The 21,401-nt window shown below is 56.5% G+C and carries 22 protein-coding genes; 14 read left to right on the forward strand and 8 right to left on the reverse strand.

The genetic code is table 11. The features are described from left to right. Window positions 1-14: 14 nt before the first annotated feature. Window positions 15-2,444, reverse strand: coding sequence for an ATP-dependent helicase HrpB (hrpB, locus tag ABIE02_RS09840; protein WP_336994876.1), 2,430 nt, complete (start codon window positions 2,442-2,444; stop codon window positions 15-17). Between the two features lie 73 nt (window positions 2,445-2,517). Between hrpB and thpR the strand changes: the two genes are divergently transcribed. The 9 genes from thpR (at window position 2,518) to panD (ending at window position 9,530) form a co-directional block, all read left to right on the forward strand. Next, the gene (thpR, locus tag ABIE02_RS09845; RefSeq protein ID WP_151583611.1) at window positions 2,518-3,048 is read left to right on the forward strand and encodes an RNA 2',3'-cyclic phosphodiesterase; all 531 of its coding nucleotides are present in this window, start codon (window positions 2,518-2,520) and stop codon (window positions 3,046-3,048) included. Between the two features lie 12 nt (window positions 3,049-3,060). Then, entirely contained in the window at window positions 3,061-3,765 is a 705-nt protein-coding gene (gene sfsA, locus ABIE02_RS09850; protein WP_103792753.1) for a DNA/RNA nuclease SfsA, read from the forward strand. Between the two features lie 177 nt (window positions 3,766-3,942). Further along, entirely contained in the window at window positions 3,943-4,398 is a 456-nt protein-coding gene (gene dksA / locus ABIE02_RS09855; RefSeq protein ID WP_012016093.1) for an RNA polymerase-binding protein DksA, read from the forward strand. 69 nt (window positions 4,399-4,467) lie between these two features. Then, window positions 4,468-5,358 carry a tRNA glutamyl-Q(34) synthetase GluQRS gene (gluQRS, locus tag ABIE02_RS09860; protein WP_167540288.1) on the forward strand — a complete coding sequence of 297 codons (891 nt, stop codon included), beginning with the start codon at window positions 4,468-4,470 and terminating at the stop codon, window positions 5,356-5,358. A 53-nt stretch (window positions 5,359-5,411) separates the two neighbouring features. Further along, on the forward strand, window positions 5,412-6,809 hold the full coding sequence (gene pcnB / locus ABIE02_RS09865) for a polynucleotide adenylyltransferase PcnB (RefSeq protein WP_204231584.1): 1,398 nt from the start codon (window positions 5,412-5,414) through the stop codon (window positions 6,807-6,809). Further along, a complete protein-coding gene (gene folK, locus ABIE02_RS09870; RefSeq protein WP_032616582.1) occupies window positions 6,806-7,285 on the forward strand; it encodes a 2-amino-4-hydroxy-6-hydroxymethyldihydropteridine diphosphokinase in 480 nt (159 codons plus the stop codon). The genes pcnB and folK overlap by 4 nt, the downstream gene beginning before the upstream one ends. A 122-nt stretch (window positions 7,286-7,407) precedes the next feature. Continuing rightward, entirely contained in the window at window positions 7,408-8,199 is a 792-nt protein-coding gene (gene panB / locus ABIE02_RS09875; protein WP_032616581.1) for a 3-methyl-2-oxobutanoate hydroxymethyltransferase, read from the forward strand. Between the two features lie 11 nt (window positions 8,200-8,210). After that, window positions 8,211-9,065, forward strand: coding sequence for a pantoate--beta-alanine ligase (gene panC, locus ABIE02_RS09880; RefSeq protein ID WP_032616580.1), 855 nt, complete (start codon window positions 8,211-8,213; stop codon window positions 9,063-9,065). A gap of 84 nt (window positions 9,066-9,149) precedes the next feature. After that, window positions 9,150-9,530 carry an aspartate 1-decarboxylase gene (gene panD / locus ABIE02_RS09885; protein WP_032616579.1) on the forward strand — a complete coding sequence of 127 codons (381 nt, stop codon included), beginning with the start codon at window positions 9,150-9,152 and terminating at the stop codon, window positions 9,528-9,530. Window positions 9,531-9,533: 3 nt separating this feature from the next. On the opposite strand, the gene ABIE02_RS09890 is transcribed toward panD, so the two are convergent. The 4 genes from ABIE02_RS09890 to ABIE02_RS09905 form a co-directional block, all read right to left on the reverse strand. After that, a complete protein-coding gene (locus ABIE02_RS09890) occupies window positions 9,534-10,781 on the reverse strand; it encodes a polysaccharide deacetylase family protein (protein WP_032616578.1) in 1,248 nt (415 codons plus the stop codon). A 71-nt stretch (window positions 10,782-10,852) separates the two neighbouring features. Continuing rightward, the gene (locus ABIE02_RS09895) at window positions 10,853-11,284 is read right to left on the reverse strand and encodes a PTS sugar transporter subunit IIA (RefSeq protein WP_032616577.1); all 432 of its coding nucleotides are present in this window, start codon (window positions 11,282-11,284) and stop codon (window positions 10,853-10,855) included. Between the two features lie 105 nt (window positions 11,285-11,389). Beyond that, window positions 11,390-12,160, reverse strand: a complete 771-nt coding sequence (locus ABIE02_RS09900; protein WP_032616576.1) for an ABC transporter permease — start codon at window positions 12,158-12,160, stop codon at window positions 11,390-11,392. After that, the gene (locus ABIE02_RS09905; protein ID WP_032616575.1) at window positions 12,157-13,083 is read right to left on the reverse strand and encodes an ABC transporter ATP-binding protein; all 927 of its coding nucleotides are present in this window, start codon (window positions 13,081-13,083) and stop codon (window positions 12,157-12,159) included. The genes ABIE02_RS09900 and ABIE02_RS09905 overlap by 4 nt, the downstream gene beginning before the upstream one ends. Window positions 13,084-13,189: 106 nt before the next feature. Here ABIE02_RS09905 and can point away from each other — a divergent pair, with 106 nt between their 5' ends. Next, on the forward strand, window positions 13,190-13,852 hold the full coding sequence (gene can, locus ABIE02_RS09910; RefSeq protein WP_032616574.1) for a carbonate dehydratase: 663 nt from the start codon (window positions 13,190-13,192) through the stop codon (window positions 13,850-13,852). A 127-nt stretch (window positions 13,853-13,979) separates the two neighbouring features. On the opposite strand, the gene hpt is transcribed toward can, so the two are convergent. Then, window positions 13,980-14,516: a hypoxanthine phosphoribosyltransferase gene (gene hpt / locus ABIE02_RS09915; RefSeq protein ID WP_059308714.1), complete on the reverse strand. Its 537-nt coding sequence runs from the start codon at window positions 14,514-14,516 to the stop codon at window positions 13,980-13,982. A 205-nt stretch (window positions 14,517-14,721) separates the two neighbouring features. On the opposite strand from hpt, the gene ABIE02_RS09920 reads away from it, so the two are divergent. Continuing rightward, complete coding sequence (locus ABIE02_RS09920) at window positions 14,722-17,109, forward strand: glucose/quinate/shikimate family membrane-bound PQQ-dependent dehydrogenase (RefSeq protein WP_032616572.1); 2,388 nt, start codon at window positions 14,722-14,724, stop codon at window positions 17,107-17,109. A 71-nt stretch (window positions 17,110-17,180) separates the two neighbouring features. Here the strand turns inward: ABIE02_RS09920 and cueO are convergent, their stop codons facing one another. Beyond that, window positions 17,181-18,737: a multicopper oxidase CueO gene (gene cueO, locus ABIE02_RS09925; RefSeq protein WP_165717425.1), complete on the reverse strand. Its 1,557-nt coding sequence runs from the start codon at window positions 18,735-18,737 to the stop codon at window positions 17,181-17,183. A gap of 145 nt (window positions 18,738-18,882) precedes the next feature. Between cueO and ABIE02_RS09930 the strand changes: the two genes are divergently transcribed. From ABIE02_RS09930 to speD, 3 genes are all read left to right on the forward strand, one after another. Next, complete coding sequence (locus tag ABIE02_RS09930; RefSeq protein ID WP_032616571.1) at window positions 18,883-19,230, forward strand: YacC family pilotin-like protein; 348 nt, start codon at window positions 18,883-18,885, stop codon at window positions 19,228-19,230. A 110-nt stretch (window positions 19,231-19,340) separates the two neighbouring features. Beyond that, window positions 19,341-20,198: a polyamine aminopropyltransferase gene (gene speE, locus ABIE02_RS09935; RefSeq protein ID WP_032616570.1), complete on the forward strand. Its 858-nt coding sequence runs from the start codon at window positions 19,341-19,343 to the stop codon at window positions 20,196-20,198. A 5-nt stretch (window positions 20,199-20,203) separates the two neighbouring features. Continuing rightward, entirely contained in the window at window positions 20,204-20,998 is a 795-nt protein-coding gene (speD, locus tag ABIE02_RS09940; protein ID WP_032616651.1) for an adenosylmethionine decarboxylase, read from the forward strand. 30 nt (window positions 20,999-21,028) lie between these two features. Here speD and yacL read toward each other — a convergent pair whose 3' ends face one another. Next, a complete protein-coding gene (yacL, locus tag ABIE02_RS09945) occupies window positions 21,029-21,391 on the reverse strand; it encodes a protein YacL (RefSeq protein WP_032616569.1) in 363 nt (120 codons plus the stop codon). Window positions 21,392-21,401 lie beyond the last annotated feature (10 nt).

Consider the following 21,401-nt stretch of genomic DNA (forward strand, 5'->3'; position numbering starts at 1 on the left):
GCGCACCCGCGCCGTTACGAATACTTTTTCGTGCGCCGGGTTGGCGCGGTATTCGCCGGATCGTCCGGCCAGACATGCTTCGGATAGCGTCCTTTCATCTCTTTTTGCACCTCGCGGTAGCTTCCAGCCCAGAAAGCCCCCAGATCGCGAGTGATCTGCAGCGGGCGCTGGGCCGGTGACAACAGCTCCAGCACCAGCGGCACACGGCCCTGCGCAATGGCAGGCGTGGTCGCCTCGCCAAACATCTCCTGCATCCGTACCGCCAGCGCCGGAGGATTATCTTCATGATAACGAATGGCTATCCGGCTGCCGGTCGGCACAGTGTAATGCCCCGGAAGCTCAGTATCCAGACGCTGACGTAACGACCAGTCGGTTAAGTTCTGTAACGCCACCTTAACATCCAGCGCTTTCAACGCGCGCAGGGAGTGTACGCCATGCATTTGCGGCAGTAACCAGTTTTCCAGATTGGCCAGCAGCGACGCTTCATCTACTGCGGGCCAGTCAAACTCCGGCAGCCACTGCGCCGCGCAGTGCAGGCGGATTCGGTACTGCTCCGCCTCAGGGGTCCAGTTCAGCACGCTTAGCCCTTTATCACGGATGCCGTTGAGCATCGCCTGATGCAACTCCTCTTCCGACGGCTTCGCCAACGGCTTCACGTTCACCGTCAGGCGGCCAATCTGCGCCCGGCGAAAAGCCTTCAGCGTACCCTGGGCATCATCCCACTCGACGGTATCAGACTGCGTCACCAGGCAAGGGGAGGCAGTTATCAGGGCATCAATATCCACGGCTAAGCCCAACAAAATGCGGGCGTCCGGCGACTGGCTGCCCTGCAGCAGTGACGGCGCAATCAACCACTCGTGACGGGTCATGGCGTCATCGCTCTGCAGCATGGCCCCCATGCCGTTCGCCAGCTGGTAGCGGCCATCAAGCCCGCGACGGCGGGCAATCCGGTCGGGAAACGCTTTTGCCAGCAGCGCGGGAACGTGGTCGCTGTCCGGGGTCCCGCCGCGGTTGTTGAGCCGCGCATTCAACTGCCGGGCGCGCTGCTGCCACTCCGGCTGATTGCGTAAGAACGCCTGGGCCAGATCGCTGCTGCTGCCTCGCGGCGGCTGTTCAAGGATAGCCGCCAGTTTTGCCGCCGTCGCAATTTCGTCTTCACCCACGGCGCTGGCCAGCATCGCCGCCAGCCGCGGATCGCTACCGAGCTTCGCCATCTTCTGCCCGTGAGCGGTAAGTTGCTCCCCCGCCAGCGCCCCAAGCTGGGTTAACAGGCGGCGGGCCGCAGCAAGGTTAGTCGCAGGCGGCAGATCCAGCCAGCTCAACTGCGCCGCATCCCGGCAACCCCACTGCAGCAACTCCATCAGCAACCCGCTGAGATCGCTTTGCAAAATTTCCGGCGTGCCCTGGGCTGCCGCGCGCTCGGCCTGCTCGAACGGCGTCAGGTGCAGGCAGATGCCCGGTTCCAGTCGCCCGGCACGCCCGGCGCGTTGGGTCATCGACGCCTGGCTGACGCGCTGGGTCACCAGCCGGGTAAGGCCGGTGCGCGGATCGAAATTCGCTACCCGCTCCTGGGCCGAATCCACCACCAGCCGGATGCCTTCGATCGTCAGACTGGTTTCCGCAATGTTGGTCGCCAGCACCACTTTGCGCTGTCCGGCCGGGGCGGGCAGGATCGCCTTACGCTGCTCGGTCAGCGACAGCGCGCCATACAGCGGACAGAGCACCACGTCACTGGCTACACGACGGGCGAGCTGCTCCTGCACGCGCTGGATCTCGCTAACGCCTGGTAAAAAGAGCAGCAGCGAACCAGGCTCCTGACGCAGCAGCTCGGCGGTCGCCACCGCCACCGCTTCGTCGAAACGCATCTGCGCCGGTAGCGACTGATAGCGTCGCTCAACCGGAAAGGTGCGCCCTTCAGAAACGAGGGTCGGCGCCTCAGGCAGCAGACGCTGGAGCCGATCGTTATCCAGGGTCGCGGACATGATCAGCAGTTTGAGATCTTCACGCAGCCCCTGCTGGACATCCAGCAGCAGCGCCAGGGCCAGATCCGCCTGCAGGCTGCGCTCGTGGAACTCATCGAGGATCACCAGCCCCACGCCGGTCAGCTCGGGATCGTGCTGCAACATCCGGGTCAGGATCCCCTCGGTGACCACCTCCAGCCGGGTATTCGCCCCCACGCAGGTTTCGGCGCGCATCCGGTAACCCACCGTCTCCCCCGGCTTTTCACCCAACAAATCTGCCAGCCGCTGCGCGACATTACGGGCGGCGATCCGGCGCGGTTCGAGCAGAATAATTTTGCCGTTAATTCCCCCCTGCGCCAGGATTTGCAGCGGCAGCCACGTCGATTTCCCCGCACCGGTGGGCGCAGTAAGCAGAACCTGGGGGGCGTGTTGTAACGCGAGGAGAAGTTCAGGAAGGACAGCGGCGACCGGCAACAAGGACACGAATGGCTCCAGAGGGTTAACTTTAGACGGCGTACATTGTAGCATCGCCACAATTCATTACCGAGTGCCCCGTATGTCTGAGTCGAAAAGGCTGTTTTTTGCCATTGAAATGCCTGCCGCAATCCAGCGCCAGGTCGTGCGCTGGCGCGCCGACCATTTCGCGCCGGAAGCAGGCCGTCCGGTGGCGGCGGCCAACCTGCACCTGACGCTGGCGTTTTTAGGGGAGGTCAGCGACGAAAAACGTCAGGCGCTGGCGGCCATGGCCGGGCGTATCCGCCAGCCGGGGTTTACCCTGACGCTGGACGATGCCGGACAGTGGCTGCGCTCCCGCGTGCTCTGGCTGGGTACGCGCCAGCCGCCGCGGGGATTATTGCAGTTAGCCAATATGCTGCGTGCCCAGGCGGCGCGCAGCGGTTGCTATCAAAGCCCGCAGCCATTTCACCCCCATATCACCCTGCTGCGCGATGCCAGCCACGCGGTTGCCATTCCGCCGCCGGGTTTTCATTGGGCGTTTCCGGTGAAGGAATTTGTCCTCTACGAGAGCCGTTTTGCTGGCGGGCGCACGCGCTATACGCCGCTCCAGCGCTGGACGCTTACCGAATAACAAGGAATCTGCATGCAGTTTACCCCTGCCCTACAACCCGCCACGCTGGTGCAGCGCTACAAGCGTTTTTTGGCCGACGTGGTAACGCCGGAGGGCGTTGCCCTCACCCTGCACTGCCCGAATACCGGGGCAATGACCGGCTGCGCGACCCCCGGGGATACCGTCTGGTACTCCACCTCTCTCAATATCAAACGTAAATATCCTCATACCTGGGAAATAACGCAAACCGCCGGGGGAGAATATATTTGTGTCAATACGCTGCGCGCCAACCAGTTGGTGAAAGAGGCGATTAGTCTGGATTTAATTCCTGAACTGCGCGGCTACAATTCCTTAAAAACTGAAGTGAAATATGGTGCTGAAAACAGCAGAATTGACTTTCTGTTGCAGGCAGAGGATCAACCCGAGTGCTATATTGAAGTGAAATCAGTAACGTTAGCTGACAGGGATAATGGCTACTTTCCGGATGCGGTAACGCTGCGAGGGCAGAAGCATCTCCGGGAGTTGATTAGTGTGGCGGCAGAAGGCAAGCGCGCCGTGCTGTTTTTTGCGGTATTGCACAGCGCAATTGGAAAATTCTCACCTGCCCGCCATATTGACCCTAAGTACGCGCAACTGTTGAATGAGGCACAAAAGCAGGGGGTAGAGGTTTTGGCTTATAAAGCGGAACTTTCTGCCGATAATATAACTCTGAGATCCGCTCTTCCCGTCACGTTATAAAAGGGGTTGAGCGTTGTTTATTAAGTGTTCTGGTCGTGTGCGCAAATACGCTTTTCCTCACAGGCTTGTCAAGTGTTACGTTTAGATAATTGCCTTACGGAAAAGCATCTGCTATTTATAGCGGCCTGATTTTTCCCCCAACACGGGGATCGATAGTGCGTGTTAAGGAGAAGCAACATGCAAGAAGGGCAAAACCGTAAAACATCGTCCCTGAGTATTCTCGCCATCGCTGGGGTGGAGCCGTATCAAGAGAAGCCGGGCGAAGAGTATATGAACGAAGCCCAGCTGTCGCACTTCAAGCGAATCCTTGAAGCATGGCGTAATCAACTTAGGGATGAAGTCGATCGCACCGTTACGCATATGCAGGACGAAGCCGCTAACTTCCCGGACCCGGTAGACCGTGCCGCCCAGGAAGAAGAGTTCAGCCTTGAACTGCGTAACCGTGACCGCGAACGCAAACTGATCAAGAAAATTGAAAAGACGCTGAAAAAAGTCGAAGACGAAGATTTCGGCTTCTGCGAGTCCTGCGGTGTCGAGATCGGCATTCGTCGTCTGGAAGCCCGTCCAACAGCCGACCTGTGTATCGACTGCAAAACGCTGGCAGAAATCCGCGAAAAACAGATGGCCGGTTAATTCCGACCCTGTCATAACGCTATCACAGGCGGGAGTCTTCTCCCGCCTGATTACTTTCTGCGCTGTGTAATTATGCCTGCTGACTATATTGGGCGCTTCGCGCCATCCCCCTCTGGCGAACTGCATTTTGGCTCGCTCATTGCCGCACTTGGCAGTTATCTGCAAGCCCGTGCCCGACAGGGTATCTGGCGTGTACGTATCGAAGATATTGACCCCCCGCGTGAAGTTCCCGGTGCAGCAGAGACTATTCTGCGTCAGCTGGAACATTACGGCCTGCACTGGGACGGCGACGTGCTGTGGCAGTCGCAGCGTCACGATGCCTATCGCGAACGCCTGGCCTGGCTGCACGCCCAGGGACTCTCTTATTACTGCACCTGCACCCGCGCGCGCATTCAGAGCGTCGGCGGCGTCTATGACGGCCATTGCCGCACCCTGCATCACAGCCCGGAAAACGCGGCGGTGCGCGTGGTGCAGCAGCACCCGGTGACCTGGTTTACCGACCAGCTACAGGGCGAACTCCATGCCGATCCCCGGCTGGCGGGCGAGGATTTCATTATCCATCGGCGCGACGGGCTGTTTGCGTATAACCTGGCGGTCGTAGTGGATGACCATTTCCAGGGAGTAAATGAAATTGTTCGCGGTGCCGATCTGATCGAACCCACCGTGCGGCAGATTTCGCTCTACCAGCTATTTGGCTGGCCGGTGCCGGACTATATCCATTTGCCGTTGGTGGTGAATGAAAAAGGGATGAAACTCTCGAAACAGAATCATGCCCCGGCATTACCGACAGGCGATCCTCGCCCTGTTCTTATCAATGCTTTACAATTTCTAAACCAGGATGTAACACATGAGTGGCAGGATCTGCGAACCGAGGAATTACTGGCAAAAGCGGTCTCCCGGTGGTCGCTAAACCGCGTGCCGAAAATCCAGCATTCTCAAATGCGTCTCGCTGAGCTATGATTAGCCGCTATTTTTTGTCCTGAATTCTGAAACACACACTACCGAGGTGTACTATTTTTACCCGAGTCGCTAATTTTTGCCGTAAGGTGCTGAGCCGCGATGAGAGCATGGCGGAAGACGTCATTGTTCAAAATACGATGTCGGTTATTCCGCGCGAGCAGCATGCTATTTCCCGCAAAGATATCAGTGAAAACGCCCTGAAGGTCCTTTATCGCCTGAATAAAGCCGGCTATGAGGCCTATCTTGTTGGTGGCGGGGTGCGTGACTTACTGCTGGGCAAAAAGCCAAAAGATTTTGACGTGACCACCAGCGCCACCCCTGAGCAGGTGCGTAAATTATTCCGTAACTGCCGCCTGGTCGGTCGTCGCTTCCGCCTTGCTCACGTCATGTTTGGCCCAGAAATCATCGAAGTCGCTACTTTCCGTGGTCATCACGAAGGCACCCCATCAGACCGCACGACCTCTCAACAAGGTCAGAACGGTATGCTGCTGCGTGACAACATCTTTGGCTCTATCGAAGAAGATGCCCAGCGTCGCGATTTCACCATCAACAGCCTCTATTACAGCGTGGCTGACTTTACCGTTCGCGATTTCGTCGGCGGCGTGCCGGACCTGAACGCGGGTCTGATCCGCCTGATCGGCAATCCGGAAACGCGCTACCGTGAAGATCCGGTGCGCATGCTGCGCGCCGTGCGCTTTGCCGCCAAGCTCGATATGCGCATCAGCCCAGAAACCGCCGAGCCGATCCCGCGCCTGGCAACGCTTATCAACGATGTGCCACCGGCGCGTCTGTTTGAAGAGTCGCTGAAGCTGCTGCAGGCGGGCCATGGTTTTGCTACCTATCAGCTGCTGCGCGAATACAGCCTGTTCCAGCCTCTGTTCCCGACCATCACGCGCAACTTCACCGAAAAAGGTGACAGCGCCATGGAACGCATCATCGATCAGGTGCTGAAGAACACCGATAACCGCATTCAGAACGATATGCGCGTTAACCCGGCGTTCCTTTTTGCCGCGATGTTCTGGTATCCGCTGCTGGAAACCGCGCAGAAGATTGCCCAGGAAAGCGGCCTTGCCTATTACGATGCCTTTGCGCTGGCCGCCAACGATGTGCTGGATGAAGCCTGCCGCTCGCTGGCTATCCCGAAACGTATTACCACGCTGGTGCGTGATATCTGGCAGCTTCAGCTGCGGATGTCCCGCCGTCAGGGTAAACGTGCCTGGAAGTTAATGGAGCATCCAAAATTCCGCGCAGCTTACGATCTGATGGCCCTGCGTGCCGAAGCGGAAAACAACCGCGAACTGCAGCTTCTGGTGCAGTGGTGGGGTGAGTTCCAGGTCTCTGCACCACCGGCGCAGAAAGACATGCTGGGCGAGCTGGATGAAGAGCCAGCGCCGCGTCGCCGCCATCGTCGTCCGCGCAAACGCGCTCCACGCCGCGAAGGCGCAGCATGACGCTTGCGTACATCGCTATCGGCAGCAATCTGGCCTCTCCGCTGGAGCAGGTGAATGCTGCCGTTCAGGCGCTGGGCGACATCCCGCAGACCCGCGTCGTCGCCCTCTCTTCGTTTTACCGCACTCCCCCGCTAGGCCCGCAGGATCAGCCCGACTACCTGAATGCCGCCATCGCGCTGGAAACCGTGCTCAGTGCCGAAGCGCTGCTGGACAACACCCAGCGCATCGAGTTGCAGCAGGGGCGTGTGCGTAAAGAAGAACGCTGGGGACCGCGCACGCTCGACCTAGACATCATGCTGTTTGGTGATGCGCAGATCCACACCGAGCGTCTTACGGTGCCGCATTACGATATGAAACGCCGCGGCTTTATGCTCTGGCCGCTGTTTGAAATCGCCCCTGACCTCACCTTCCCCGACGGCGAACATTTAAGCGCCCTGCTGGCGCAGTTGAACGCCGAAAAACCTGCCCACTGGTAACACGAAATTTTTAATTATTAACCCTGAAATATTTGTGGTTAATCGGTTACCTAAAATCATTGTTCCCTCGAATGTTACTGTTAGAATGCGCAAAGATTCGCTTTGGGCTATCAGGAAACAGTATGAAACCAACCACCATCGCCACCTTGCAGAAATGCAAACAGGACAAGCAGCGCTTCGCCACTATTACCGCCTATGACTACAGCTTCGCCAAACTTTTTGCCGAAGAGGGCATTAACGTCATGCTGGTTGGCGACTCGTTAGGGATGACGGTCCAGGGACATGACTCCACCCTGCCGGTGACGGTAGACGATATTGCTTATCACACCCGGGCGGTGCGCCGCGGAGCGCCCGCCTGCCTGCTGCTCGCCGACCTGCCGTTTATGGCTTATGCCACACCGGAGCAGGCGTTTGAAAATGCCGCCACGGTGATGCGCGCCGGGGCCAATATGGTCAAAGTGGAAGGCGGCGCCTGGCTGGTTGAGACCGTACGCATGCTCACCGAGCGCGCGGTGCCGGTCTGCGGCCATCTCGGATTAACCCCGCAGTCGGTGAATATCTTTGGCGGCTATAAGGTGCAGGGGCGCGGCGACGCCGCCCAGACGCTGTTTGATGACGCGCTCGCCCTTGAAGCCGCGGGAGCACAGCTGTTGGTGTTGGAGTGCGTGCCGGTCGCACTGGCAAAACGTATCACCGACGCGCTGACGATCCCGGTGATCGGCATTGGCGCCGGTAACGTTACCGATGGCCAGATCCTGGTAATGCATGATGCGTTTGGTATCACTGGTGGGCACATCCCGAAATTTGCGAAGAATTTCCTTAGCGGCGCCAGCGACATCCGCGGCGCGGTCAGGCAGTATATTGCCGACGTTGAATCGGGTGTTTACCCGGGTGAAGAACACAGTTTCCAGTAAGGAGTCTTGTCGTGCTAATCATTGAAACCCTGCTGCTGCTGCGCCAGCACATTCGCCGTTTGCGCCAGGAAGGTAAACGTATCGCGCTGGTGCCTACCATGGGCAACCTGCATGACGGCCACATGAAGCTGGTGGACGAAGCCAAAGCCCGCGCCGATGTGGTGGTGGTGAGTATTTTTGTTAACCCGATGCAGTTCGACCGTGCCGACGACCTGGCGCGCTACCCGCGCACGCTGCAGGAAGACTGCGAGAAGCTGAAAAAGCATAAGGTGGATTTCGTCTTCTCCCCGGCCCCAAACGATGTCTATCCGAAAGGCACGGAAGAGACCACTTTTGTCGACGTGCCGGGTATCTCTACCATGCTGGAAGGGGCCAGCCGTCCGGGTCACTTCCGCGGCGTCTCGACCATCGTCAGCAAGCTGTTTAACCTGGTGCAGCCGGATATTGCCTGCTTCGGTGAGAAAGATTTCCAGCAGCTGGCGCTGATCCGCAAAATGGTGGCCGACATGGGCTACGACATCGAGATCGTTGGCGTGCCGATCGTGCGGGCCAAAGATGGCCTGGCGCTGAGTTCGCGCAACGGTTACCTCACCGCCGAACAACGTAAAATCGCCCCGGGCCTGTACCAGGTGATGAGCACCATGGCGACCCAGCTGAAAAGCAAAGAACTGAACAGCGAAGAGATCGTGGCTCTGGCGGAACAGGCGCTGAACGATCGGGGCCTTCGGGCTGACGATGTGCAGATCCGCGATGCTGACACCCTGCTGGCGCTCTCGTCTGACAGCAAGCGCGCGGTGATCCTGGTGGCCGCATGGCTCGGCCAGGCGCGCCTGATTGACAACACTGTAGTTGAACTGGCTCAGTAAGCACTGAGCATAACCATGCTAACGGATTAGTTTTCCTCCGCCCCTTCTTCGGGAGGGGATACGATAAAGAGTTAAGGTAACGTCATGATTCGCAAAATGCTGCAAGGTAAGCTTCACCGTGTGAAAGTCACGCAGGCCGATCTGCACTATGAAGGCTCCTGCGCGATCGACCAGGATTTTCTCGACGCAGCGGGTATTCTTGAAAACGAAGCCATTGATATCTGGAACGTGAGTAACGGCAATCGTTTCTCAACCTATGCTATCGCGGCTGAACGTGGTTCTAAAATTATCTCCGTCAACGGTGCGGCAGCGCATTGTGCCAACGTGGGTGATATTGTCATCATCGCCAGCTTTGTCATGATGTCCGATGAAGAAGCACGCCGCTGGCAGCCAAAAGTCGCCTACTTTGAAGGTGATAACGACATGAAACGTACCGCGAAAGCGATTCCGGTTCAGGTCGCCTGATCGTTATCCTTGCGGCTGATTACTGATCAGCCGCGACATCGTCTCTAACGAGTCCGTTCTGAGCACATATAAGCGCTTCAGCAGGAATGGATTATCCCCCGGTTTCACCTTCCCCTTCACCGTCGTCACCGCCAGATGAAAGCCCGCGTCGTTGGCCGCTTTAACCGCGTTATCGTTATAGCCGCCGAACGGGTACGAGAGATACAGCACGTGCGGGTTGAATTGCGCCAGCGCGCGACGGGAGTGTTTAAAATCCATCAGCACGTTCTGGTAGGTGCGGCTCAGCAGGATGGGATGACGGTAGTTATCCACCCGATGCAGAAAATGGGTGTGTGACTGGACGTCAAACACATCCTGGATCTCGCGCAGCTCGGAAATGCTCATAAACTGTAGCGATCGGGGGTCCCACTTCAGCGGATGGGCTTTGATCCGCGAGGAGATAATAAACGCCGTGGCGTGAAAACCGTACTGCTTCAGGATCGGCCAGGCGTAGCGGCTGACCGACTTCAGGCCGTCGTCAAAGGTGATCACCACCGCGCGAGCCGGCAGGTTCATTTTGTTACGCACATAGCCTTCCAGCTGGTACATCGTCAGGGTGGTGTAACCCTGATCGCGCAGCCAGGCCATCTGGTTATTGAAGGCGCGCACGCTGGTGGTGGTTGAGGTATGGCGAAAACGGGTGTTCTCTTCGTCCCGCAGGATATGGTGATAAGTCAAAACCGGCAGACCGTTATCTTCCTGAGCGTCCAGGCTGCTGACCCAGGCCAGGCGGTTGGCGATGCGGATTTGATACCAGGTCTGGTTAAGCCGGTCCTTCAGTTTGCTGAGGATCGGATAACGCAGATTGTCCGCCAGGGTGCCGAACGGCGCGCTTCCGGCATTGGGCGCGTTATAGACCGGCGTATCCTTCCAGGTGATCAGGTTCTGGTTGCTGAGCGGCTTGTTCAAATCGCCCAGGCTGTCCTCCACGCGCTGTTTGCCCTGCACTTCGCCGAGATGACCTTTGTCGATAAAGCCCGTGCCAAAGCCAAAACGGAACTCATAGTAATCCGCGGCGGTAGGCACCACTGCAATGATTTGTCCGGCACGCACGTTGCCGACGGTGACGACATTATTGCCCACCTGCGCCCAGATGGCGGCATCTTCGGTGGTTTGCATATAGCGGGGCGGGAGCCCTGGCTGGCTGAGCAGACTGGCAGACACGCCGCCGGAAACCAGCAGCAAAAACAGGAGACAAATACGCGAGAACATAGGGGTTTATTCAATACGAAAATCGGACGCCATTGTAACAAAAGCGGCAGCAAAACCCATGATTAATATTTCTACAGCTCGTGAAGCAGGACAAAGGGCGGGTTTTTCTGTTGCTGATGCCACAGGCTGCTCACTTCCGGTGCGCCGCGGGCCACGATGGTCTCGCGAAAGCCGATGCTGTCGGTGATCTCCCGCAGAGGGTACATCAACTCCAGCAGTGGATAGCTTATCCCGGATATTACTTCGCAGTTGGCATGCTTGTGGCTGAGCAGTGCCGCCGCACGATAAGGGGCTGCGCCGGAGATATCGGTCAGGAAAATCACCCCGTCACCACTGTCGGCCCGATGCTGGGCATCGCACAGCATACGGCTGAGCATATTGCAGCTTAATCCGCGCCAGAAATTGACCACCTGGCACTGTTCCAGCGGCCCAAACCGGACGGCGAGTTTATCCGCCATCTCCTGCGCATGTTCATCATGGCACGTGATTACCCAACCCAGCATCGTCACCTCTCATCAGAAAGGGGTAGTCTAACGGAGTCAGGAGAGTACGGGGGTGATAAGCGTCAATAAAGCGGCCCGGCAACAGAGTGCCGCCGGGCCTGAGGATCAGCTGCGCAGTCCGCGTCCACGCTGGATCAGGTTCCAGCACAGCAGATAGAAGGCCACGATGAAGATCACCAGCACGCCGACGGTGGTTGCCAGCGGTACGTCGGAAATGCCAAGGAAGCCAAAGCGGAAACCGCTGATCATATAGACGATAGGGTTCAGGTGTGACAGCCCCTGCCAGAACGGCGGCAGCAGCGTCAGGGAGTAGAACACCCCGCCGAGGTAGGTCAGCGGCGTCAGGACGAAGGTCGGGATCAGGCTGATATCGTCAAAGGTTTTGGCGAATACCGCATTCAGCAGACCGGCCAGCGAGAAGAGCACCGCCGTCAGCAGCAGCGTCAGGCCGACGAAGAGCCAGGAGTGAACCTGGAACGGCACAAAGAACAGCGAAATCGCCGTGACCAGCACACCGACACACAGGCCGCGCGCCACCCCGCCGCCGACGTAGCCCGCGATGATAACGTGAGTGGGCACCGGCGCCACCAGCAGCTCTTCAATGTTGCGCTGGAACTTGGCGCTGAAGAACGACGAGGCCACGTTGGCGTAGGCGTTGGTGATCACCGCCATCATGATCAGGCCGGGCACGATAAACTGCATGTAGGTGAAGCCATGCATCTCACCGATCCGCGAGCCAATCAGGTTGCCGAAGATAATAAAGTAGAGAGTCATGGTGATCACCGGCGGCACCAGCGTCTGGATCCAGATGCGCATGAAGCGGTTGATCTCTTTGGCCCAAATACTTTTCAGCGCCACCCAGTAAAGCTGCATCATGCCTGATCTCCTTGTTTCTCATGGACCAGCGAGACGAACAGCTCTTCCAGTCGGTTTGCTTTGTTACGCATACTTAATACCTGAATCCCCTGCTGGCTCAGTTGGCTAAAGACGCTGTTGATCCCCTGCTCGCGCAGAACTTCCACTTCCAGCGTTGACGTATCAACCAGCCGGTACTGATAGCCTTCCAGCTTCGGCAGCGCGCTTTTGGCCGCCAGATCGAGAATGAAGGTTTCTGATTTCAGCTTGGAGAGCAGGTTCTTCATCGAGGTGTTTTCCACCAGCTCGCCGTGCTGAATGATGCCGATGTTACGGCACAGCATCTCGGCCTCTTCCAGATAATGGGTGGTGAGAATGATAGTGGTGCCTTTATCGTTTAAATCCTTCAAAAAGCCCCACATCGAGCGGCGAAGTTCAATATCCACCCCTGCGGTCGGTTCATCGAGGATGAGCAGTTTTGGTTCGTGCATTAACGCACGGGCAATCATCAGACGACGCTTCATACCGCCTGACAGCATCCGCGCACGTTCGTTGCGTTTTTCCCACAAATCGAGCTGTTTGAGGTACTTTTCGCTGCGCTCAACTGCATCTTTACGCTCCACGCCGTAATAACCCGCCTGGTTCACCACAATCTGCTGAACGGTCTCAAACGGATTGAAGTTGAACTCCTGCGGCACCAGCCCCAGCTGGCGCTTGGCGTTCACTACGTCTTTTTGCAGGTCGTAGCCAAACACGCTCACCCGACCGGAGGTTTTGTTCACCAGCGAGCTGATGATGCCGATGGTGGTGGATTTACCCGCCCCGTTAGGCCCCAGAAGCGCATAAAAATCACCGGCTTCTACTTTGAGATCTATCCCGCGCAGCGCCTGGACGCCGCCCGGGTAGGTTTTTTTTAGTTGCTCAAGCTCAAGTGCAATCGCCATGAATTAGACTACCTATAGTTCTGACACACGTTGTGTGGTTTCATAAAAAGTCGAGTTACCCTATATTAGCGCAACGCAATCACTCGGTTACAGGCCGTTAACCTCCATGAACGACATAGATACACTCATCAGCAATAACGCACTATGGTCAAAGATGCTGCTGGAAGAAGATTCCGGATTTTTTGAGAAACTGTCTCAAGCGCAGAAGCCACGCTTTCTGTGGATTGGATGTTCCGATAGCCGCGTTCCGGCTGAGCGTCTGACGGGCCTCGAACCGGGCGAACTCTTTGTACACCGTAACGTCGCCAACCTGGTGATCCACACCGACCTGAACTGTCTGTCCGTGGTGCAGTATGCGGTTGATGTGCTGGAAGTCGAACACATCATTATTTGCGGCCACTACGGCTGCGGCGGCGTACAGGCGGCGGTAGAGAACACGGAACTGGGTCTGATCGACAACTGGCTGCTGCACATTCGTGATATCTGGTTCAAACATAGCTCACTGCTGGGGCAAATGCCGCAGGAGCGTCGCCTGGATACCCTGTGTGAACTGAACGTAATGGAACAGGTATACAACCTGGGCCACTCCACCATTATGCAATCCGCCTGGAAGCGCGGGCAGAAAGTGACGATCCACGGCTGGGCGTACGGTATTCACGATGGCCTGCTGCGCGACCTGGAAGTGACCGCCACCAACCGGGAAACCCTGGAACAGCGCTACCGTCGGGGCATCTGTAACCTGACTCAGAAGCACGAAAACCACAAGTAAGCCTGCAAAAAAGCCGGGTGGTGCCGAGGTAAAAGCAAAACGGCAACCCGGTTGCCGTTTTTTGGCTTTGCTCCCTCTCCCTGTGGGAGAGGGCTGGGGTGAGGGTATCAAGCCGCACCCAACTCGTTTACTCGTCCAGCAACACCACTTTGCCGATATACGGCAGATGACGGTAGCGCTGCGCGTAGTCAATGCCGTAACCCACCACGAATTCGTCCGGGATTGAGAAGCCGACATACTCCACGGGAACCTGAACTTCACGACGGGTCGGTTTGTCCAGCAGGGTACAAATCGCCAGCGATTTAGGGCCACGCAGGCTGAGAATTTCGCGCACCTTCGACAGGGTGTTACCGGAGTCGATGATGTCTTCAACAATCAGAACATCTTTGCCGCGAATATCTTCATCCAGGTCTTTAAGGATTTTCACATCACGAGTCGTCGACATACCGCTGCCATAGCTGGAGGCGGTCATAAAATCGACTTCATGGGAGACCTGCACTTCGCGGCAGAGATCGGCCATAAACATGAAGGAACCGCGTAACAGACCCACTAACACCATCTCGCTGCCGCTGTCTTTATAGTGTTCGGTGATCTGACGACCGAGTTCGGCGATACGCGCTTTGATTTCCGCTTCCGGGATCATCACTTCAACAGTATGTTTCATTTTACTAACCGTATGTTTTTATAACGAATTTCTCAATGCCGATGGCTTCACGTCCGGCATCGCTACATAAGCCCTGAAGTATACCAGCAAATGGATCCGCCTGGCGCATCTGTTCATAAAAGCCAGATTTGTGATTCCGATCACACTTGTTAAGTCCTATAATTAATTGCTATCAAAAAATTAACAAACTTAAAGAGTACTTTTTATGGCGGAAACAAAAGTTCAACCTTCACGGTTACTCGTGAAGCTAACAGCGCTGTTCGCAGCCTTATGCGGGCTTTACCTGCTAATAGGTGGAGTCTGGCTGGTAGCCATTGGGGGTTCCTGGTACTACCCGATTGCTGGCGTAGTGATGCTGGGTGTCGCCCTGATGTTATGGCGCAGTAAACAATCGGCACTGTGGCTTTATGCCGCCCTGCTGCTTGCCACGATGATCTGGGGCGTCTGGGAGGTCGGCTTCGACTTCTGGGCCTTGACCCCGCGTAGCGATATTCTGGTCTTCTTCGGTATCTGGCTGATCCTGCCTTTCGTCTGGCGTCGACTGTTCGTGCGTTCCGGCGGGGCGGTGACTGCTCTGGTCGTGGCGCTGCTGATTAGCGGTGGCATCCTGACCTGGGCGGGTTTCAACGATCCGCAGGAAGTAAAAGGTACCCTGAGTGCCGACGCTACCCCGGCGGCAGCCATCTCTGAGGTCGCAGATGGCGACTGGCCTGCCTACGGTCGTAACCAGGAAGGCCAACGTTACTCGCCACTGAAGCAGATCAATGCCGATAACGTACACAAGCTGAAAGAGGCCTGGGTATTCCGTACTGGCGATCTGAAGTTGCCGACCGATCCGGGCGAACTGACCAACGAAGTTACCCCGATTAAAGTTGGCAACATGCTGTATCTCTGTACCGCTCACCAACGTCTGTTTGCACTGGATGCGGCTACCGGTAAAGAGAAATGGCACTACGATCCGCAGCTTAAACCTAACTCCTCGTTCCAGCACGTAACCTGTCGTGGCGTCTCTTACCACGAAGCGCGTGCCGATAATGCCAGCCCGGAAGTCATTGCTGATTGTCCGCGCCGCATTATGCTGCCAGTGAACGATGGTCGCCTGATTGCCCTCAACGCTGAGACCGGCAAGCTGTGCGAAACCTTCGCCAACAAAGGTATCCTGAATCTGCAGACCAACATGCCGGATCAAACTCCGGGTCTGTATGAGCCAACTTCTCCGCCGATCATCACCGATAAAACCATCGTGATCGCCGGGTCGGTAACGGATAACTTCTCTACCCGTGAAACCTCCGGTGTAATCCGTGGTTTTGACGTTAACACCGGTAAGCTGCTGTGGGCCTTTGACCCGGGTGCGAAAGATCCAAACTCTATCCCGTCGGATGAGCACACCTTTACCTTCAACTCACCGAACTCCTGGGCGCCAGCCGCCTATGACGCGAAGCTGGACCTGGTCTATCTGCCGATGGGCGTGACCACGCCAGATATCTGGGGCGGTAACCGCACACCGGAACAGGAACGTTATGCCAGCTCCGTACTGGCGCTGAACGCCACCACCGGGAAACTGGCATGGAGCTACCAGACCGTTCACCACGATCTGTGGGATATGGATCTGCCGTCCCAGCCGACGCTGGCTGACATCACCGTTAACGGCCAGACCGTACCGGTGATCTACGCCCCGGCAAAAACCGGTAATATCTTTGTACTGGATCGTCGTAACGGCCAGCTGGTCGTGCCGGCACCGGAAAAACCGGTTCCGCAGGGCGCAGCGAAAGGCGATTACGTTACTAAAACCCAGCCGTTCTCTGATCTGAGCTTCCGTCCGAAGAAAGATCTCAGCGGGGCAGACATGTGGGGTGCCACCATGTTTGACCAGCTGGTGTGCCGCGTGATGTTCCATCAGCTGCGCTATGAAGGCATCTTCACACCACCATCCGAGCAGGGCACGCTGGTGTTCCCGGGTAACCTGGGGATGTTCGAATGGGGCGGTATCTCGGTGGATCCAAACCGTCAGGTGGCAATTGCTAACCCGATGGCGCTGCCGTTTGTGTCGAAGCTGATCCCACGTGGCCCAGGCAACCCGATGGAGCAGCCGAAAGACGCTCAGGGTACAGGTACAGAGTCCGGTATTCAGCCGCAGTACGGCGTGCCGTATGGCGTGACGCTGAACCCGTTCCTCTCTCCGTTTGGCCTGCCGTGTAAACAGCCTGCATGGGGTTATATCGCAGCAACGGATCTGAAGACCAATCAGGTCGTCTGGAAAAAACGTATTGGTACGCCACAGGACAGCATGCCGTTCCCGATGCCGATCCCGGTGCCGTTCAATATGGGTATGCCGATGCTGGGTGGCCCAATCTCCACCGCCGGTAACGTGCTGTTCATTGGCGCGACTGCCGATAACTACCTGCGCGCATACAACATGAGCAACGGCGAGAAACTGTGGCAGGGTCGTCTGCCTGCGGGTGGACAAGCCACGCCAATGACCTATGAGGCCAATGGTAAGCAGTTTGTGGTGATTTCCGCAGGGGGTCACGGTTCGTTTGGTACGAAGATGGGCGACTACATTGTTGCCTACGCCTTGCCTGACGAGAAGTAAAAGCAAAACGGCAACCAGGGTTGCCGTTTAAAAGATCCAGGCCCGGTAGGCGTTAGCGCCACCGGGCTTTTTTATACGGTGAAGCCGAGCATCATCCCCGTATCTTCATGCTCTAACAGATGACAGTGCGCCATATAGGCAAACTCTTTCGGCGCAGCATGATCGAACTTCACTAACACCTCGCTCACTCCGCCCTCAACGCGCACCGTATCCTTCCAGCCCGCACGATGCACCGCTGGCGCTTTGCCGTTTTCCGCCAGGATGCGGAACTGGGTGCCGTGAATGTGGAACGGGTGCAACATCATGTCGCCCTCCCCTGAGATCACCCAACGCTCATACTGCCCTTTGGTGGCCGCGAACTGCGGGGTATGCATGTCGAAGGCCTGGCCGTTAATGCGGTTGCCGTTATGGAAATCAAACGCATGCATGCTGTGATCCATCCCGCCCATCTTGCCGTGGTCCATCTGACCATGCTCCATCTGGCCGTGGTCCATACCTGCCATTGCCTGGTGCCCGTACTTTTTCATTAATGCCTGCATGCCCATCATGTCCAGCATCGGATCCATCGACAGCAGCAGCTTCCGCTGGGTCAGCCCCTCAAGTGATGGCAGAGCCGGCAGGGTGGTCAGCGTATCCGGCAAGGTGCCCGATGCGGTCACCAGCAGCGGCTGAATGCGCAGCACCGGGTGCGGTTTATCGAACGGCGCCACGGCCATCCCCATCTGGCTGACCGGCAGAGTCACCAGGTCAAACGCCTTGCCGTCGCTGATATCCACCAGCACCTCAAAACGTTCGCCCATCAACATTGGTAGCTCGGTCACCTTCACCGGCTCCGCCAACAGCCCTCCGTCACTGGCGACCACATACAGCGGGCGTTTATCGCTGGCGGCAAAGTTAAGCGAGCGGGCGTTACAGCCGTTGAGCAGGCGCAGACGCAGCCAGCCTTTCGGGGCATTGTGCTGCGGGTAAATCGCGCCGTTGGTCAGCAGCGTGTCACCAAACCAGCCCACCGCGGCGCTCATCACATCCAGCTGATAGTCAATCTGCCCGTCGGCAGTAAATTTTTTGTCCTGGACGATCACCGGTACATCGTCGATGCCCCACTGCTTTGGCAGACGCAGCAGGCGACTTTCGTCATCCTCAATCAGCACCAGCCCGGCGAGTCCCATCGCCACCTGATGCCCGGTTTTCCCGTGCTGATGGGGATGGAACCAGCAGGTTGCCGCTTGTTGGTCCGGGGTAAAGGTCACCGTCCGCTGGCCGCCGGGTTTAATGATGCCATGCGGGCCACCGTCCACCTCGCCCGGCACTTCCAGACCATGCCAGTGGACGGTGGTCTCTTCATTGAGGGTGTTGTGGATAGTTACGGTCAGCGCTTTTCCCTTGTGTAGCTGAATGGCCGGGCCAAGCAGATTGCCGTTGTAGCCCCAGGTGGTGGCGTTGTGCGGGCCAAAAGTGGTTTTACCCGCCTGCACCACCAGCTTCACCTGATTACGCGCATCAGGCGTCAGTAAATTGGGGATTGGCAGAACGGGACGCTCGGCCGCAAAAGCGGCGCGACTCCACAGCGGCAGGGCACTGGCGACACCCAGTGCAGCAGAATATTTTAAAAAATCACGGCGTTGCATGTTCATCTCCGTATTCGCAGCATTCGATGAGATGAGCATAAACCCTCCCCTTGCCGGAAGGTCAAGAAAAGCAGAGAGAATAAAGATCGTCGCACCGGCGGGAAGTGTGCTAACGTTGAATTTCCGTGACGTATTGGTAGAAGCAATGAAGACGTTTTTCCGAACAATTCTGTTCAGCACCCTGATGATGAGTTGCGCAAACAGCTATGCGCTGAGTGAAAATGAAGCCGAAGACATGGCGGATTTAACGGCGGTGTTTGTATTCCTGAAAAACGACTGTGGCTACCAGAATTTACCTAACGGCCAGATCCGTCGCGCGCTGGTCTTCTTTGCTCAACAGAACCAGTGGGATCTGAGCAACTACGACAGTTTTGATATGAAAACCCTCGGTGAAGACAGCTACCGCGATCTCAGCGGCATCGGCATTCCTACAGCAAAAAAATGTAAAGCCCTGGCTCGCGATTCACTGAGCCTGCTCGCCTACGTTAAGTAACTCCCCTCCCGATGCCCTTTTGCTGAATTGATGACCGTGCAACCACGGTCATTGTTAGCTATGATGTTGCGCCTGTTTTAAGCGGGTGTTAACAAAGGAGGTATCATCCCATGGCCGAAAAGAAAATGTGGCATGAAACGCTGCATGACCAGTTTGGACAGTACTTTGCCATTGATAACGTGCTCTATCATGAGAAAACCGATCATCAGGATCTGATCATTTTTGAAAACGCGGCTTTTGGCCGGGTGATGGCGCTGGATGGCGTGGTGCAAACCACCGAGCGTGATGAGTTCATCTATCATGAAATGATGACTCACGTACCGCTGCTGGCACACGGCAATGCAAAACATGTGCTGATCATCGGCGGTGGCGACGGCGCCATGCTGCGTGAAGTCTCCCGCCACAAAACCATTGAAAGCATTACCATGGTCGAGATTGACGCTGGCGTCGTCTCTTTCTGCCGCCAGTATCTGCCCAATCACAACGCCGGAAGCTACGACGATCCGCGCTTTACGCTGGTGATTGACGATGGCGTCAATTTTGTTAACCAGACGACGCGCACCTTTGATGTCATCATCTCTGATTGCACCGATCCGATTGGGCCAGGCGAAAGCCTGTTTACCTCGGCGTTCTATGAAGGCTGCAAACGCTGCCTGAACCCCGGCGGGGTCTTCGTCGCCCAGAACGGCGTCTGCTTCCTGCAGCAGGATGAGGCTATCGACAGCCACCGTAAGCTGAGCCATTACTTTACTGACGTCAGCTTCTACCAGGCGGCGATCCCCACCTATTACGGCGGCGTGATGACCTTTGCCTGGGCAACGGATAATGAAGCCCTGCGTCATCTCTCCACCGGTATCATTCAGGCGCGCTTCCAGCACGCAAATCTGACCTGCCGTTATTACAATCCGGCCGTCCATACCGCAGCCTTTGCCTTACCGCAATATTTGCAAGAGGCTCTGAGGGGGTGAATGAATTGAAAAAGCTAAAACTGCATGGCTTTAACAACCTGACCAAAAGCCTGAGTTTTTGTATTTACGATATCTGCTATGTTAAAACGGCGGAAGAGCGCGATGGTTATATCGCCTATATCGATGAACTCTATAACGCCAACCGACTGACCGAGATCCTGTCAGAGACCTGCTCCATCATCGGGGCCAATATCCTGAATATCGCGCGACAGGATTATGAACCCCAGGGTGCCAGCGTCACCATTCTGGTCAGTGAAGAGCCGGTTGACCCGACGCTTATCGACCACAGTGAGCATCCCGGCCCGCTGCCGGAAGCGGTCGTTGCCCATCTCGATAAGAGCCACATCTGCGTACATACCTACCCGGAGAGTCACCCGGAAGGCGGGTTATGTACTTTTCGTGCCGATATTGAAGTATCGACCTGCGGCGTCATCTCCCCCCTCAATGCGTTGAACTACCTGATTCATCAGCTTGAGTCGGATATCGTCACCATCGACTATCGCGTGCGCGGATTTACCCGTGATATCAACGGCATGAAGCACTTTATCGATCATGAAATTAACTCGATTCAGAACTTCATGTCTGAAGATATGAAATCGCTGTACGACATGATGGATGTGAACGTGTATCAGGAAAATATCTTCCATACCAAGATGCTGCTGAAGGAGTTCGACCTGAAGCACTACATGTTCCATACCCGGCCGGAAGATTTAAGCGAAGATGAGCGTAAGGTCATCACGGACCTGCTGTGGAAAGAGATGCGCGAAATTTACTACGGCCGCAACATTGCGACCGTATAAGGCATCGGTGGAGCAAGGATGCTCCTGATTTTATTTCTGTTTCAGGAAGTCACGGTAGGCCGCTACCACCTGAAGGAAATCCTCTACGCCGCACAGCGACAGGCTCTCCTCATCGTAGTAATTCATCCCCTCTTCCATCTCGTCGCCGGAAAACTCCAGCTGGTTGGCGCGAACCATGACCTCTTCGCCGTCCATCCATAACGTGTATTCATGTCCAGCGCGTTGCCAGGATCGTTCACTGCCTTTCACGGTGCGCGCAGCCTGTTCCACTTCATCGAGCAGGCTCAGGTTCTCTTTCACTTCCTCATTGAACCAGTGACCGACCACCTCATGGCCCATCGACATACGCACTTTCACCACACCGGTGATATCACGCAGAAATTCGTAATCCATAGTATTTTCC

Origin of the sequence: Leclercia sp. 1548 (genome assembly GCF_050435045.1) — a bacterium.
In the GTDB taxonomy this organism is placed as follows: Bacteria; Pseudomonadota; Gammaproteobacteria; order Enterobacterales; family Enterobacteriaceae; genus Enterobacter; species Enterobacter adecarboxylatus.